Below are 15,112 nucleotides of genomic sequence, written 5' to 3'. Positions count from 1 at the left end.
CCCATGCAAAGTATCGCCTCTCTAATATCAGGCTTTGCATGAGACGCTGCAGTATCCGGTAAATATCTTTTATTCACCATTTATTACACCTCCGCTTTACATCGAATGTAAACCAAGCTTGTAGAAAATTACAATTATTGGCTCAGATTTTATTATAAGCTATCTATAATCTTGCACACAACACCTTCTTACTTATAAAGATGACACCATAAATAAAACGAACTTGCAGTGAGCTCGTTGTTCTCACTGCAAGTTCGTTTTATTTTTGTTATGAACGCTTCTGCTTTTTGTTAGCTGAACTGCTTTGAACACCTTGTTCAGAAGTGGTCGTCCCTTGTCCTTCTACATTTGGTGAACCTAGCTCTGATTTTGAGCGGTCTTTTTTAATTTTACTCATGTCACTCACCTCCAATTTGTAGTGTACCCTTTGTACAGCTACATATAAGGAGAGGTGTGCTGTTTTTATTGTTTCTTGAGCATAAATAGCCATAGAAACGTTAAGGCTTGCTTTAATTCATTTGGAAGCTGTCCAATCAACTTATCAGTAACATTTCGCTTATATACACCTTCGCCATCGATTACTTCCCATCCATTTTCTTTTGCAAGCTGTTCAAACTCCCATGGCATCATCGTATTGCAAATAACGTCTTCCCCATATAGTCTTTGATAACTATTGGCACGAGGCTGAGCAGTTGGCCCAAGAATACCTACGCATGCATATCCTCCTGGTTTTACAACTCGGTACAATTCCTTCAAAGCTAATCGAGGATGCTCTGTCCATTCTAACGCATTGATTACCATAACCCCTTCTACTGACTCAGAAGAAAGCGGCAGCTCCATTATGTCAGCTTGAGCGAACGACAAATTTTCACTTTTATGCAGCTGGGATGCTTTTTGAATCATTTCTTCCGATAAATCAAGACCGATTGCTTTGTATCCAGAAGCAGCTAGAAGAGATGTCCCAAACCCATCACCGCAGCCCACATCTGCCACCATACCACCTGATTTAAGATGTTTTTGAATAAATGGAATCACTGTTTTCCGGCTTCCGTTTTTCCACATTTCTTCACTTCGGCTATTCCAAAATGATACTTTTTGATTCCATTCTTCTTGAGCTTGATCATGCCAATTAAATGTTGTCATTTTTTATCCCCTTTGCACTCTTTTCTTTACCTTATCACTTTTTGCAATGAATAAAAACGACTATTTCAGCAACCATATAGATGTAAAGGAAGGTGTTTATGTGTATGAAAGAACGTTTCGTTGCGGTACGTAAAAATGCAGACGGTGACCTCTTAGAATTCCAAACAGCTTCAGGAGACGTTTTAACCTATGAAGAAGCCTTAAAGAAAGTAGAAGCAGGGGACGTTGAGCATGTTAGTACCTTTGTAGGGAAAGACGGGGGTACGTATATTCGCAGCATTCCTGATCATGACAAAACAAATAATCTCGATGCATTGCCATCGTTTTAAAGGAGAATGAAGATGACTAAAAAGAATAACAAAGGAAGCGCTAATCAAAGTAATCCAAAAACGCAGCACCACCTTGTAGAAATGGGTGAAGAAATTTCAAGCGGGGATAATTCAAAAGGAAACAAACGCAACAAAGATCAGTCAAGTAAAACACAATAAAAAAAGCCGTGCTTTTTAGCACGGCTTTTTTTATTAATGTTGGCTTGGAAGACCTAATGTTGAAAAATCTCCTGTTGCTACGCTTGTTCCAACTGAAGCAACACCTGCTACTAATGTAAACGCTAATGCCATACCGACTAATACTTTTTTCATAATTATTTCCTCCTCTTTCTTTGATTTGACTCTAGTGTATCACAGGATAAAAGTAGATGAATTCCTTTCTATCAGCATTTATCCCCTTAAAACCATGGATTTCCTCCATTTTGATAGAAATTTCTCAAAAATTATAATGATAGGAATATTTTAAACAAATAGAGCTTCAAGTTCTTTTTCTACTAGCTTGACGAATCGCTCGTTTCGCTGCAAGGTGAAAATGGTCATAGACTTTTCCATATATTCTTTACCTTGTTCAATTTTACCTAATTTAATTAAGCTCTCTCCTGCTTGGTAATGAAGTTCTCCAAATAAATACATTGATTCATTACTAATGCACAAATCGATTCCTCGGTTGCTATATATTAATGATTCGTCATAGTTACTCATATCTCCAAGCGTTTTGGCAAGTGCATTTAAAATTCTAATTTTTATATTTTCGTCTTTTGTTTGGGGCAGCTCATTTAAGCTTTTGAGTGCTGTTTGATATGTATCTAGAGCCTGTTCATACTCTTTCTCTTCATAAAGAATAATCCCAATGCTATTTAAAATTTCAATTTCTCTTTCTTTATAAAACGTTGCCGATTGCTTAGTAAGCTCGATCGCTTGGTACATTTTAGACAGCGCATCTTCTTTGTTGTGATGAATGTAATACACGCAAATACCTTCGTGCCACATTAAAAATTGCTTGTTCAGCGGATTTTGAAACAGGGGACTTTCTTTTTCTTTTACAATGATATTATGAATAGCATCATAATCTCTCTGACGAATATATTGACGAATTAACGATTGAACCGCATCTACGTAATCAAGTCGAGGTGATTCTACACTATCAAAAAAGTAGTTAACATCTACGCCAAGGCGCTTAGAAATTTTATAGAGGGTAATGCTTGATGGATATTCTTCACCGTTTTCAATTTTGCTGATTTGCGCTTGTGTACAAATGTCTCTTGATAATTCTTGTTGTGTCAACCCTGCCATTTTGCGAAGGTCTCTCATAACACTCCCAATTCTATACTCTCTCATCTCTTTTCTCACCCTTACTTTCACATAATATATTCTCTCTATAAACATATAGTGCTTTTATTTAGATAGTCAACTGTAAACACGTTAAAATTTTATACACTGTTTCGAAATCGACCATTCCCTATAATAGCAAATTAATCTATAAGAGTAAAATAGTGTATTATTTCTCTTTTCTAAAAAATCCCACAAAAAATGAGATTGAAATATAGCTACATCAATCCAATCTAAAGCCGAACAAATGAGATAAATGATCTGGACTACTTGCTACACCTCCAATCAACTGCTAAAAGCACCTGCATACATGAAAGCAATGTTCACAATAACAGCAAAAAATCCGAACGATAAATCGTTCGGATCTTCCTTCAACTAACATATTTTTGTTCCAGCCTCATTTACATTTTTTATTTATAAACAGGATATCCAACAAATTTAAAGTCTTTGCCGATTGAAGTGATAGAAAGACGCTCCACTTCCACTGCATCCCACATCTTTTCTACGCCTTTTCCTTCTAGGAAAGTAGGAGCTTCTTTTCCTCCTGAAAGCTTTGGTGCCATATACAGCACCAGTTTATCAATTAAACGGTTTTCTAGGAATGCGGCATTCACTTCGCCCCCTCCTTCAATTAAAAGAGACGACACAAATTTCTCACCTAGTATAGAAAGCATATCTTCAAGATTTACTTTGTCCTCACCGCTTGTGACAAATACTTCGACGCCTTGCTTTTCGAGCTGTTCTTTTTTTTCTTTTGAATGGCTCTGACTTGTAAATACCCACGTAGGGGCTAAAGAATCCGTTGCTAGCTTCGAATCAAGCGGCATGCGCAGCTTCGAATCCATTACAATGCGAACTGGACTTCGGCCACCTTCAATACGAGTTGTCAGCTCAGGGTTGTCCTTAATAACCGTGTTCACCCCTACTAAGATACCCGCTGTTTCATGACGCAGCTGATGTACATCCAAACGAGCTTCCTCAGACGTAATCCACTTGCTGTGAGAAGAAGCAGTGGCTATTTTACCATCTAACGTAATCGCTGACTTTAATAAAACAAACGGCTTCTTCGTTACAATATACTTATTGAAGACCTCATTCATTTGACGTGACTCTTCTTCACATACACCTGTTATAACCTCAATGCCTGCGTTTTCTAAAATGTTAACTCCATTACCTGCTACTAAAGGATTTGGGTCTAAAGTTGCTATGACCACTTTTTTCACACCGGCTTCAACCAGCGCTTCAGCACAAGGACCTGTACGTCCGTGGTGTGAACAAGGCTCTAACGTTACGTAAGCAGTCGCTCCTTTTGCTTGTTCACCAGCCATTCGCAGCGCATGAATTTCAGCGTGCGGCTCTCCCGCTTTTAAATGCGTACCGATTCCAACGATTCGATTATCGTTTACAATGACAGATCCTACAAGCGGATTTGGATCTGTTTGTCCTTTTGTTGCTTTTGCGTTTTGTAAAGCTATATTCATATAAAATTCGTGATTGATCAAAGAAGAACCTCCTCTTTTAAGTGTCCTGAACGTTTAACTTTGGTGTCTAGATACTTTTCATTAAACTGAGATACATCTCCCCAAAGTGGAACGCGCCCTGATAAAAGTGCGCCGTTTTTCTCAAGCGCGATTAGCTTTTTCGGATTATTCGTAATCAACGTAACAGGTTTTTGACGCAGCACTTTTAACACGCTGATGGCATCACTATAGCTGCGAGTATCATCTTCAAATCCTAACCCTTCATTCGCCTCTACCGTATCAAATCCGTTTTCTTGAAGAACGTATGCCATTGCTTTGCTGAATAGGCCAATGCCACGTCCTTCATGATTTGCTAAATAAAATAGCGCTCCGCTTCCATTTTCGACGATCATTTTCATCGATTGTTTTAATTGAAAACCGCAGTCGCAGCGTTTGCTTCCGAATATATCTCCCGTATGGCAGATACTGTGCATACGAATGAGTGCCTCATGCGATTCTTGAAAATCTCCGTACACAAGAACACTCGATTGCTGCATGTCAGCTAAATTAGCTCCTTGCATTTTTTCAATAAGCTCTTCCGTGCTTAAAGATCCTTCTTTTACATTATCAGAACGCAACCATGAATACCAACTAAATACTTGTGTCTCTCCATCAAGATTTACCGGAAGCGTGATAGGTCCTACTATATAAATAAAATGATCATCATTTTTTACTACGTTAATTTTATCTTTTAATATTGAAACAACTTTTTCGTTAATCACAGTTATTTCCTCCTCTTATGTGTCTTTCACTTATCTACTATTTTCACATTGTGTTCAATCTCTCACATGAACAAATATTTTTTCTAGCACTTCACTACATTTATCTTTTTTAATTGATGTATCAGCTTACTAAAAGTAAGTAACTTTACTTGCTTAAAGTATTATATGACGATACATTTATCTTGTAAAGCTTTTATGCTCTATTTGTTACTTTTAGTAATTAACTTCTTTAATTATATAAATTATATAATCAAAACATAAAAACGTAAAGTAATTTATATGCTTTAAGTAATTAAATTACATAACACTAGATAAAATGCTGACTTTGTTTTATAATATAGGAAGAGAATGGAGGTAATAACATGGACGGTTTAGCACTCTGCCCACGTTTTGAAAAGGCTGTTACTATACTAACGAAACGTTGGACGAGTTTGATCATTTTTCAGCTGCTTTCGGGCTCACAGCGGTTTTCTCAAATGCAAGAAGCACTTCCCGTAAGCGGAAGGCTCTTATCCGAGCGCTTAAAAGAATTGGAGCATGAAGGAATCGTCATTCGTACGGTTATTCCGGAAACTCCTGTTCGAATTGAGTATTCGCTATCCGACAAAGGATTAGCACTGGCGCCGGTAATTCAGGAAATTCAGACATGGTCCAGTGAGTGGATTACAAAAGAAGAAGTGGAATAAAAGAAATCTCTAAAGAAATCAGGAGGGCTTCTATATCGATATGCTCACAGCCGTTTTCTTTAGAGCTCCATAAATAAAAAAGGCATGCTCCCCTTGAGCACGCCTTTTTTTATTTATGTTATTTTCCTAATGATTCATTTTGAGAAATAATGCGCTGTTTCTGGTTTTTTCGGCCGTGCAATACAAGGTATACTGCTATAGCTAAAAGAGCAACAATGGAACAGAATACATACATTCCTTTATACCCGGCTACTGTGGATAAAATGCCTAATAAAAAGGACCCTAAGCCCATTCCAGAGTCAAAAAACACAAAAAACGTAGCTGTGGCGACACCTCGGCGATGAGGAGAAGCTTTTTTTACAGCAATGGATTGAAAACTTGATGTAATCGTTCCAAAGCCTAATCCAATCAATGCTCCAGCTAATAAAAATACCCAGCTTGTTGTCGCTTGGCTAAGCAAAAAGATACCGATAGCTAAAGATAAAATGGACGGATATACCACGCTGTTTTCTCCGTATTGATCAAACCATTTTCCAGTAAAAGGTCTAGAAGCTAATAAGCACACCGCGTATACAACAAAGAAAAAGCTTGAAGCTTGCGTAAAGCCCATTTCTTTTGCATAAATAGACACAAACGAAATAACACTTGCATATGAAAAAGCTACCACAAGGCCAGCAACAGAAATAGGCAGCGAACGGTATTCAAAAAACGCCGCAAGACCTTTAGCTGGCTGTATTTCATTTGTTGCAGAAGAAGCTTGCACCTCAGGTACACAAAGTACTAGACTGCATAATACTGCTAAAACAGAAGATACAACCGCAACGGTAAAAACCGCTGTATGACCCAAAGTATTTGTTAACGTTAAGCCTACAAACGGACCTACTACCATTGCTAAATTCATAAACGTCGCATAGTACCCCATCCCTTCTCCTTTTCTACGCTCTGGGATTACATTTGCAACAATTGCTCCTGTAGCAGTTGTGCTCATTCCAAAACCAATACCATGAAGCACACGCAGCAGCAGCAGCGCAGATAATGAGTGAATATTCATATATAAAATAGAACCAATTAAAAAGATAAAGACACCTATCAATAGGACTTTCTTTTGTCCTAATGTTGTCATCCACTTACCGGCTAGCGGTCTGAACACAATACCGGACACTAAAAAGATTGTCACAATTAGCCCTAGGCTTTGCTTACTTGCATGAAGTTCATCCGTTGCAAACAGCGGCAATGTGACAGTTAACATATAAAAAATGACAAAAACAAAAAAGCTAGTCAATGAGACCGCTAAAAAATCTTTTGTCCATAATTTCGATTTCTGCATTATTTTCCTCCTTTTATTTGTTTATTCGTATCAATTTATTAAAACAAACTAAATCATAGTCTAGAAATAATATGTATACGAATTATCTCAACTCAAACTATTATAGGGTTCATATATGTAAGTGTCAACATGTATTTATCGATTTTGATTTCCGTGCAAGGCTTCGCTTTTCACGCATGAATCTTCTCCTTTCCTCCAATCAACTGCTAGAAAGACCTACGCACATGAAACCTGCGTTTACCACAAAAAAACAAACCATGAATCGCACACTTTGATTCATAGTTCGTTTTTCACTTCGTTTAATATTCTTTTGTCCTAGCCTCTTTTAGAACCTTCACTTCTTTAAATGAGAAATAATTTGATCCGTTACTTCACTAGTAGTTGCGCTGCCTCCAACATCTGGTGTAATGATGCCCGATTCCGTGACTTGTTCAATAACCTCTAACAAATGACTGCCTAATTCCTGTTCACCAAAATGATCCAACATCATTTTTGCCGTCCAAATCTGTCCGATTGGGTTTGCAATTCCTTTTCCGACAATATCAGGAGCAGACCCGTGCACCGGTTCAAACATCGAAGGATATTTTCCGTTCACATTAATATTTGCAGCAGGAGCAACACCAATACTCCCCATAATAGCTGCTCCGATATCTGTTAAAATATCTCCAAATAAATTGCTTGCCACAATGACATCAAAACGACTTGGATTTGTGACGAAAAAAGCCGCCAGCGCATCGATGTGCTGTGAGTCTGTTTCAATATGAGGATAACTCTTTGCAACATCTTGAAACACTTCGTCCCAAAACGGCATGGAATGAACAATTCCATTTGACTTCGTTGCGCTTGTAACTTTTGCTTTTCTTTTAGAAGCTAATTCAAATGCATAGCGCATCGCTCGTTCTGTTCCTTTTCGAGAAAAAACCGCATTTTGAATCGAAATTTGATCTTCTCCTTGATAAATCCGGCCTCCTACTTCACTGTATTCCCCTTCACTATTTTCACGAACAACGATTAAATCAAAGTCTTTTGGGTTCGTTAGTGGAGATGCGATGCCTTTTAGCCTCTTGGCCGGACGAATATTAATTACCTGCTGAAATTCTCGACGAATCTTAATGAGCAAACCCCATAGCGACACGTGGTCTGGCACAAGATTTAAATTTCCTACGGCTCCTAAAAAAATCCCGTCAAAGTCTTGAAGCTGCTTTAGCCCATCTTCAGGCATCATTTGTCCATACTTCAAATAATAATCACAGCTCCAAGGAAATTCTGTAAATTCAAATTTTAATCCCCCGTGAATATCTGCAATCGTATGAAGAACTCTAACCGCCGCTGGAACAACTTCTTTCCCTACTCCATCTCCTGGTATATTCGCTATTTTTAACGTTTTCATCAAAAGTCCCCCTGCGTCTTTTTATATAGATCTATACACAATACCTCATGCATTATACTCTTTTGATTATACGCAGGGAAAATAACCATCTCAAGAAAATTCAGAATATATAAGCTATAAAAAAGACATCCCTCAAAGAGATGTCTTTTTCAAATCGGCAAAAACACTCCAGGCGCTTCCCCATGCTCATCGTCATCGAGCCACCATTTAAAGCCTTCTTGTGCAACTAATTTCCGCGCTTCTACAGGGCCTTGTGAACCGGATGGATATTCGTAAAGCGGCAGCATATCAGCTTCAAATGCATCTAATACAGGCTGCACCCACTGCCAAGATAGCTCTACTTCTTTCCAATGAGCGAAAAATGTAGAGTCGCCGATTAATGCATCATAAATGATTCGTTCATATGCTTCCGGCACACTTTCTTCTTCTCTTGAAAACGTAATACGAACCGGCTCAATAACACCATTTTTTAATGGGTTTTTGCTGTTAAGTTGCAAAGCGACGTTTTCGCTTGGGCTAATTTCAATAATAAATAAGTTTGGTGCTACTTGATCATAAGGAGTTTCATACAGACCTTTTAAAGAATCTTTAAATTCTACGACGATACGAGTTGATTTTTCTTTCATTCGTTTACCCGTTCGAATGTAAAAAGGAACTCCTTTCCAAAATGGATTATCAATCCACAAACGCGCTGCTACGAACGTGTCATTTTTAGAGTTTGCTTCTACGCCGGGCTCTTCTTTGTATCCTTTAACAGATTTGTGATCAATTTCTCCGCTTCCGTATTGTCCTCGTACAACATCGCGAGCTACTTCTTCCGCTGGAATTTTCCTCAGTGACTCCATTACTTTTTGCTTTTCTTCTAAAATGTTTTCTGAGCAAATTCTTTTTGGAAGATGCATGGCTGTCATCATGAGAACCTGTAGCATATGATTTTGAATCATGTCGCGTATGGCCCCCGTATGATCATAATACCCGGCACGATTTTCAACACCGACTGTTTCACTTGCCGTAATCTGGACATTTGCAATGTGTTTGTTATTCCACAGGGATTGCAGTACGGGGTTCGTAAATTCAAGCGCTTCTAAATTTTGCACCATCGGTTTACCTAAATAATGATCAATTCGATAAATTTCTTCTTCTTTAAACGTACTGCTTAGCTTTTCATTAAGCTCTCTTGCTGAAGCAAGATCATGTCCAAACGGCTTTTCAATCATAAGACGCTTCCAGCCGCCGGTTTGATCCAAGCCGCTTTTTTTTATATGCAGAGCAATTACATCAAAGTATTCTGGTGCTACAGACAAATAAAATAAGCGATTCCCTTCACTTCCTTGATTTGTTTCTTGCTCATCCACAACCTTTAATAGCTTTTTGTAATCTTCTGTTTTGCTTGCGTCTACTGCTTGATAATGAAACAGCGACAAAAAATCTTCCTCGTTACTTTCCATTTTCCGTCTCGAAAAATCGTTTATAGATTGCTTTACACGCTCTTTAAAATCCTCATGAGATAGCTGCTCGTACCCTGATCCAATAATAGAAATAGCATCAGGGAGCTTTTTGTCTGTAAATAAATTATAAAGAGCAGGAAAGATTTTTCTTTTTGCCAAATCACCCGTTGCGCCAAATAAAACAAAAGTTAAGGACTCCACGTTTTTTCCTCCCGTCAGGTTGTATGTATGATAGATTTTCTCTTCTCCTAGCTTACCTCCGTTTATTTGGGAATATCCTTTTTTCATCAAAAAGGACGCTCACAAATGCGAGCGTCCTTTGTTATTCACATTAAAATATTTGTCATTCCCCACAGTAGCAAAAAGCTCAGCAGAATCGTCATATTTGAAACGGTGCCGACAAATTTTTGATCGTATTTGAATTCTACTGCGTAAGGTAAAACGGATCCCGCTACGGGTAGAATGAAGCAAACTAAGATTGTATACCGGAACATATCTTCAAATGGTAGCAAGAAAAACAGCGCAATTCCTACGCCAAGTCCAATCACGTAGCGAATGCTTAAAAACATGATAATTTTTTTCAAGTAGCTTTTTTGGAACGAAAAATTTAAATATACGCCTAAAAGCAAAAGAGAAAGCGGCATATTCGCTTTGGAGATAATGCCTGAAACGTCTAATACGTATGATGGTAAATGAATGCCTATAATCGCAAGAAGACAAATGATTACATAGGTAAGAAGCGGCATTGATTTTAATACTTTATATAAAATCTTTTTAAATTCAATGTCAATATCATCCCCAGAGTAGTAGCTGCCAATTACATAGCATAAAACAAAAATAACAAAGGCATTCCCGACATCAAACATACCGAAGTATTTAAGCCCTTCTTTTCCCCAAATGCCTTCTACTAATGGATAAGCAAACATTCCAATATTAAACCCTGGAATCATCATCGTCAGCATGCCTTTCACTTTTCGCTCATCTTTTCGAAAAACAAAAATTCCGACAGCAGCTAACAGCAAGCCATAGACAATCCCAATAACTAATAGTAAAATAAGCGATCCATCAATTTTAATACTGCTGAATGTAACAATAATCAAGCAAGGCATTGTAATATTAAAAATAATTCTTGCTAAAGCTTCCCCGTCTTTTTGCTGAAGGAGGTTTGTTCGTTTTAGTATGTATCCTAATAGAATAATTGTAATGGAATACAAAAACTGACTGTTAAAGCTGCTCATAGACCTACTCCCTTAACCTCTTTTATACTTATTTAATCGATTGTTTTACCCTGTCTTTTTTAATCCTTGTTTCATTATAATATAAGCAGCTTAAAAAGAAACTAGAGAATTGGATGCAGTTTACCTGCTTTTCGGGCAACAACAGCTTAGAAACAAGCGCAAAAATTTTCTTCTAAATTGATTTTAAAACAGGACATTTTTCTTTTTTATGGAATTTACTTAAAAGGTATGAGTATTTTCATGAGGAGGAAGAAACGTGAAACGAAAAATGATAGCGCTTACTTTTTCTGCTGCTCTTTGTTTTTCAGCTTCAGGATCTCTTGCTGAAGCTGCTAACAAAACAGATGTCATTCCAAATGCTGATCAGTCAGCAGAAACCTATTTTGACGGAGCGAACGGGAATTGGCTGACGACTAAAAACCCGGCTCAATATCAGCAGGCTACGCTCTATGGAAACATCGGGCTTACTCCTTATAACTGGGGAAAAGCTGAAAGTGAATCAGGCTGGTATCGAATCAATCAGCCCGCTGCGGTTAAAGGAACGCAAGTAAATGGAATTTTTGAAGACGCTCAGTTCGTCATCCGTGTTCCTGATAACTGGAATGGAAAACTTGTGGTAGCCGGCATTCCTGCTACGCGCAACGAAACGTCCACCGATTTATTGTTCAGCGATTACGTTCTTAAAAAAGGCTATGCGTTTGCCGCGATTGATAAAGGAACGCAAGGGGAAAGTGACCCTAACGATCCTTTTGCTAAAGTAAAAAATGCGCTTGCTAGCGATGACGACAGCGTAGCAGAATGGAATATGCGCTATCGTCAAATGACAAAAGCAGCACAGCAATATCTGACTACTCATTACTCAGACAAACTAATCAGTCCGTCTAATCGAAAAAACCCTGCAAGCGATTTGATTCGCAACGATCATAAAGTACCCACGTATGCAATTGGGATTTCAAACGGCGGATACGTTGTCAGATATGCACTTGAACACGACGATCCAAAACAAACCAAAGAGCCTCGTTTATTTGATGGAGGTGTTGATTGGGAAGGCGTATTGTGGAGTGCAAAAGCGCCAAATTTAATCAGCTCACTAACACCTGTTGTAAACAACGCAGAAGAAGCGCTGTACGGAACGGGAAAAGAGCAGAAAAAAGCTATGAAACAAATGTATAAAGCCGGCCTTCCGAAAGGATCAGAAAAATTGTGGAGTTATCATGATCAAGTGTACTGGGCGGTCACTTTAAACATTTACCGTGACCATTTTGATCCGACAGCTCCAGGAAGAACAAACTGGCACAACTATTTAAACTTTACTTCATCAGGCCTACGAGACCGTTCATGGGACTACATCTTTGCAAATTATCGCTATCAAACCCGTCCAAAAAGCGTAAAAGAAAATGTAGCGAAAGTAGAAAATACAGGTGATATTGATGTGCCTCTTATTAGTATGACCGGCTCTCTCGACTCACTTATCTTCCCGTCTATTCACGCCGACGGCTATGAAAAACTCGTTAAAAAAGCTGGCAAGGCAAATCTTCATCGCCTTTATACTGTGAAAAACGGAAATCACGTTGACAGCTTAGTATGGAATAAACAAACCGACCCAAATCAAGAGCTTCAGCCCCTGCTTCCATATGCTCATCAATCTTTTGATTTGTTAGTAGACTGGGTAGAAAATAAAAAAGCAGCGCCTGCAAGTAAAGATATTAAAGCACCTCAAAATAACCTTAAAGTAATCGACATAAAATCCGGGGAAGAAGTAGATCCTCGCTGAGGTTGAGATATAACGAAGTGAATCCAGCCTAAAGACGAACAAATGAGATACATGAGCTGGACTGCTTGTGACACCGCAGTTGATTTCCGTACAAGGCTTCGCTTTCCGCGGGCGGCCGCTGAACCTCCTCGTCGCTTGCGCTCCTGCGGGGTCTCACCTAATCCGCTTTTCTCGCAGGAGTCTTCACCTTGCCCTCAATCAACTGCTAAAAGGAACGAAACGGATAAAACTATATTTACCATCACAAAAAAATGAACCACTAATCAAACATGTTGATTAGTGGTTGGTTTTTCACTTGGGCTAAAATACGTTTGTCCTAGCCTCAGTCTTCATAATAATCAAGATACAGATGACCAGCTGAGTCCGCTTGCCCTAAAAATACCTTATCGACTGCGGCACCTTTCTTTTCAAGCTGTTCTTTAACCCACGCTACGCTATACCCTAGCTCATGAACGGCTTCTTTCATTATATTTCCGTCCATAATAATTGTTTGAGGTAATTTTGTATGTTCTCCTTTCAACGATAAATCTTCCCGCTTAACGTTCTGCTTTTCTTTTTTTAACAGCACGCTTAATTCGCCGTTTGTTTCCAGCATAGCAAAAGCGACGTCTTCCACATAAAAGATGTCTTTTTTGCGAAGCTGCTCCATGAGCTCATCTACTGTATATTTTTCTTTTTTCACATTTTCCTCAAGGATTTTTCCTTCTTTAATGAGGATCGTTGTCGTCCCTTCCACCGCTTTTCGAAAGCTTATACTTTTTAACGATACGTTTGACACAACAATAAGAAATGATGCCCAAACCAAAATTGCTACTACCCCGTGACTTGCCTGTAAATCTACATCCATTGAAATTGTTCCTGCAATATCTCCAATTGTAATGCCAACGATATATTCAAAAAAAGAAAGTTTGGATAACTGTTTTTTCCCTAACAGCTTTGTAATAAAAAACAAGCCAAGTAAAATCAGCACTGAACGAAGTACTACTTCCATCCAATGATTCAACGCATGCACCTTCTTTACTAAAATTGATGTATCTTTTATTTTGTGCATATTTGTATGTATCAAAGCAGATTTTCATCTTCCATTATTTACATACCTTTCACGGCAGGTTAGAGTAGAAAGAAGTAGGAAACAAATTGGGGGACTTATGATGAACGATGAAGTGTTAACCATATTTAACAACCAACAGGAGCGCATAGGAAAAGCGTCTCGCAAAGAAGTTCACGAAAAAGGCTATTGGCACGAAGCGTTTCACTGCTGGTTTGTCAGCCGCGAAAATGATATAGACTATATTTATTTCCAAATTCGCAGCGAGCAAAAACAAGATTACCCCGGTGCGCTGGATATCACAGCTGCCGGACATTTGCTTCATACAGAAACCGCTGAGGACGGAGTAAGAGAAATTCACGAAGAGCTCGGCGTCAACATTTCATTTGATGAATTGCTTCCTTTAGATGTCTTTAAATACGAAGTATCTCAGCCACACTATATTGATAAAGAATTCGCACACGTATTTTTATACTACAGCTCTCACCCTCTTAGTGCTTTTATTTTGCAGCAAGAAGAAGTATCAGGACTTGTAAAAGCGCCGTTTTCTCACTTTTGCGAACTGTGGCTTGGAAATCAAACAGAACTGATCATTGAAGGGATAACAAATAAAAAAGAGCCAATTCACCGTACAGCACATAAAAGTGAATTCGCTCCCCATCCCGAAGATTACTATAAAACGATTATTGCATGTATTAGTCAGCAGCTGCATTCAGCAGAAAAAGCTTAGAACTCTAAGCTTTTTCTGCTGAGAAAACCATGTATGTTGCACTGCCAAGCGCAACAAGCTTGCCGCTGCTGTCTTCAATTTTCACTTCTCCAACAGCGAGCGTTTTGCCGCGGTGAGACAGTGTAGACTTTGCAACTAAATAATCGCCTATTCCTGGTCTTGTGTAGTTTACTTTTAACTCAACTGTACTGGCACTTTCCTCCTCAGAAAGAGAAGACCGCACAGCTGAACCAACCGCCGCGTCGATAAGCGTGGCAATAACGCCTCCATGAACCGTTCCTCTTCCCTGCAGAAGCTGCGGCTGAATCGTGATTTTTAACTCCGCATATCCTTTTTCAAGCAGCGTTTCTTCAATGCCAATATAATCCCAAAACGGAATCATCCCTTTACTCGTTCGTTTCATCAATCTCATCCTTTACATAAATAAG

The 15,112-nt window shown here is 38.7% G+C and carries 16 protein-coding genes and 1 pseudogene; 5 read left to right on the top strand and 12 right to left on the bottom strand.

Annotation, left to right across the window (positions count from 1 at the left end; all coding sequences use genetic code 11):
- Positions 1–268: 268 nt before the first annotated feature.
- Positions 269–397 (bottom strand): YuzL family protein, encoded by a 129-nt coding sequence (locus tag U9R83_RS09545; RefSeq protein WP_013056674.1) that lies wholly within the window; start codon positions 395–397, stop codon positions 269–271.
- Between the two features lie 65 nt (positions 398–462).
- Positions 463–1,143 (bottom strand): class I SAM-dependent methyltransferase, encoded by a 681-nt coding sequence (locus U9R83_RS09540; protein WP_182420691.1) that lies wholly within the window; start codon positions 1,141–1,143, stop codon positions 463–465.
- A 104-nt stretch (positions 1,144–1,247) separates the two neighbouring features.
- Here U9R83_RS09540 and U9R83_RS09535 point away from each other — a divergent pair, with 104 nt between their 5' ends.
- A complete protein-coding gene (locus tag U9R83_RS09535; RefSeq protein WP_013056672.1) occupies positions 1,248–1,472 on the top strand; it encodes a DUF3892 domain-containing protein in 225 nt (74 codons plus the stop codon).
- Positions 1,473–1,484: 12 nt separating this feature from the next.
- Complete coding sequence (locus U9R83_RS09530; protein WP_013056671.1) at positions 1,485–1,631, top strand: hypothetical protein; 147 nt, start codon at positions 1,485–1,487, stop codon at positions 1,629–1,631.
- A 303-nt stretch (positions 1,632–1,934) separates the two neighbouring features.
- On the opposite strand, the gene U9R83_RS09525 is transcribed toward U9R83_RS09530, so the two are convergent.
- The 3 genes from U9R83_RS09525 to U9R83_RS09515 form a co-directional block, all read right to left on the bottom strand.
- Positions 1,935–2,810 (bottom strand): helix-turn-helix domain-containing protein, encoded by an 876-nt coding sequence (locus U9R83_RS09525; RefSeq protein WP_014460489.1) that lies wholly within the window; start codon positions 2,808–2,810, stop codon positions 1,935–1,937.
- Positions 2,811–3,211: 401 nt separating this feature from the next.
- Positions 3,212–4,303, bottom strand: a complete 1,092-nt coding sequence (gene ribD, locus U9R83_RS09520; RefSeq protein ID WP_116738458.1) for a bifunctional diaminohydroxyphosphoribosylaminopyrimidine deaminase/5-amino-6-(5-phosphoribosylamino)uracil reductase RibD — start codon at positions 4,301–4,303, stop codon at positions 3,212–3,214.
- Positions 4,300–5,043 (bottom strand): GTP cyclohydrolase II, encoded by a 744-nt coding sequence (locus U9R83_RS09515; RefSeq protein ID WP_013056667.1) that lies wholly within the window; start codon positions 5,041–5,043, stop codon positions 4,300–4,302. The genes ribD and U9R83_RS09515 overlap by 4 nt, the downstream gene beginning before the upstream one ends.
- Before the next feature lie 362 nt (positions 5,044–5,405).
- On the opposite strand from U9R83_RS09515, the gene U9R83_RS09510 reads away from it, so the two are divergent.
- Positions 5,406–5,729, top strand: a complete 324-nt coding sequence (locus U9R83_RS09510; RefSeq protein ID WP_014460492.1) for a winged helix-turn-helix transcriptional regulator — start codon at positions 5,406–5,408, stop codon at positions 5,727–5,729.
- Positions 5,730–5,847: 118 nt separating this feature from the next.
- Here U9R83_RS09510 and U9R83_RS09505 read toward each other — a convergent pair whose 3' ends face one another.
- The 4 genes from U9R83_RS09505 to U9R83_RS09490 form a co-directional block, all read right to left on the bottom strand.
- On the bottom strand, positions 5,848–7,056 hold the full coding sequence (locus U9R83_RS09505; RefSeq protein WP_115653672.1) for an MFS transporter: 1,209 nt from the start codon (positions 7,054–7,056) through the stop codon (positions 5,848–5,850).
- 334 nt (positions 7,057–7,390) lie between these two features.
- Positions 7,391–8,446: a tartrate dehydrogenase gene (locus tag U9R83_RS09500; protein WP_140450742.1), complete on the bottom strand. Its 1,056-nt coding sequence runs from the start codon at positions 8,444–8,446 to the stop codon at positions 7,391–7,393.
- Between the two features lie 149 nt (positions 8,447–8,595).
- On the bottom strand, positions 8,596–10,095 hold the full coding sequence (gene zwf, locus U9R83_RS09495; protein WP_042992538.1) for a glucose-6-phosphate dehydrogenase: 1,500 nt from the start codon (positions 10,093–10,095) through the stop codon (positions 8,596–8,598).
- Positions 10,096–10,220: 125 nt separating this feature from the next.
- Entirely contained in the window at positions 10,221–11,132 is a 912-nt protein-coding gene (locus tag U9R83_RS09490) for an AEC family transporter (RefSeq protein ID WP_014460496.1), read from the bottom strand.
- Positions 11,133–11,388: 256 nt separating this feature from the next.
- On the opposite strand from U9R83_RS09490, the gene U9R83_RS09485 reads away from it, so the two are divergent.
- Positions 11,389–12,906 carry a peptide chain release factor 2 gene (locus U9R83_RS09485; RefSeq protein ID WP_014460497.1) on the top strand — a complete coding sequence of 506 codons (1,518 nt, stop codon included), beginning with the start codon at positions 11,389–11,391 and terminating at the stop codon, positions 12,904–12,906.
- Here the strand turns inward: U9R83_RS09485 and U9R83_RS27685 are convergent.
- Positions 12,849–13,100: pseudogene (locus U9R83_RS27685) on the bottom strand (hypothetical protein); the annotation flags it as partial. The gene U9R83_RS09485 and the pseudogene U9R83_RS27685 overlap by 58 nt on opposite strands.
- A gap of 128 nt (positions 13,101–13,228) precedes the next feature.
- The gene (locus U9R83_RS09480; RefSeq protein WP_226701515.1) at positions 13,229–13,918 is read right to left on the bottom strand and encodes a DUF421 domain-containing protein; all 690 of its coding nucleotides are present in this window, start codon (positions 13,916–13,918) and stop codon (positions 13,229–13,231) included.
- Positions 13,919–14,054: 136 nt separating this feature from the next.
- On the opposite strand from U9R83_RS09480, the gene U9R83_RS09475 reads away from it, so the two are divergent.
- Positions 14,055–14,684: an NUDIX hydrolase gene (locus tag U9R83_RS09475; RefSeq protein ID WP_140450741.1), complete on the top strand. Its 630-nt coding sequence runs from the start codon at positions 14,055–14,057 to the stop codon at positions 14,682–14,684.
- A 4-nt stretch (positions 14,685–14,688) separates the two neighbouring features.
- Here the strand turns inward: U9R83_RS09475 and U9R83_RS09470 are convergent, their stop codons facing one another.
- Complete coding sequence (locus U9R83_RS09470) at positions 14,689–15,087, bottom strand: PaaI family thioesterase (RefSeq protein WP_057273022.1); 399 nt, start codon at positions 15,085–15,087, stop codon at positions 14,689–14,691.
- Between the last annotated feature and the right edge of the window lie 25 nt (positions 15,088–15,112).

The sequence above is a fragment of the Priestia sp. LL-8 genome (assembly GCF_036227845.1).
Classification (GTDB): Bacteria; Bacillota; Bacilli; order Bacillales; family Bacillaceae_H; genus Priestia; species Priestia zanthoxyli.
This window is presented reverse-complemented; position numbering and strand designations above follow the sequence as displayed.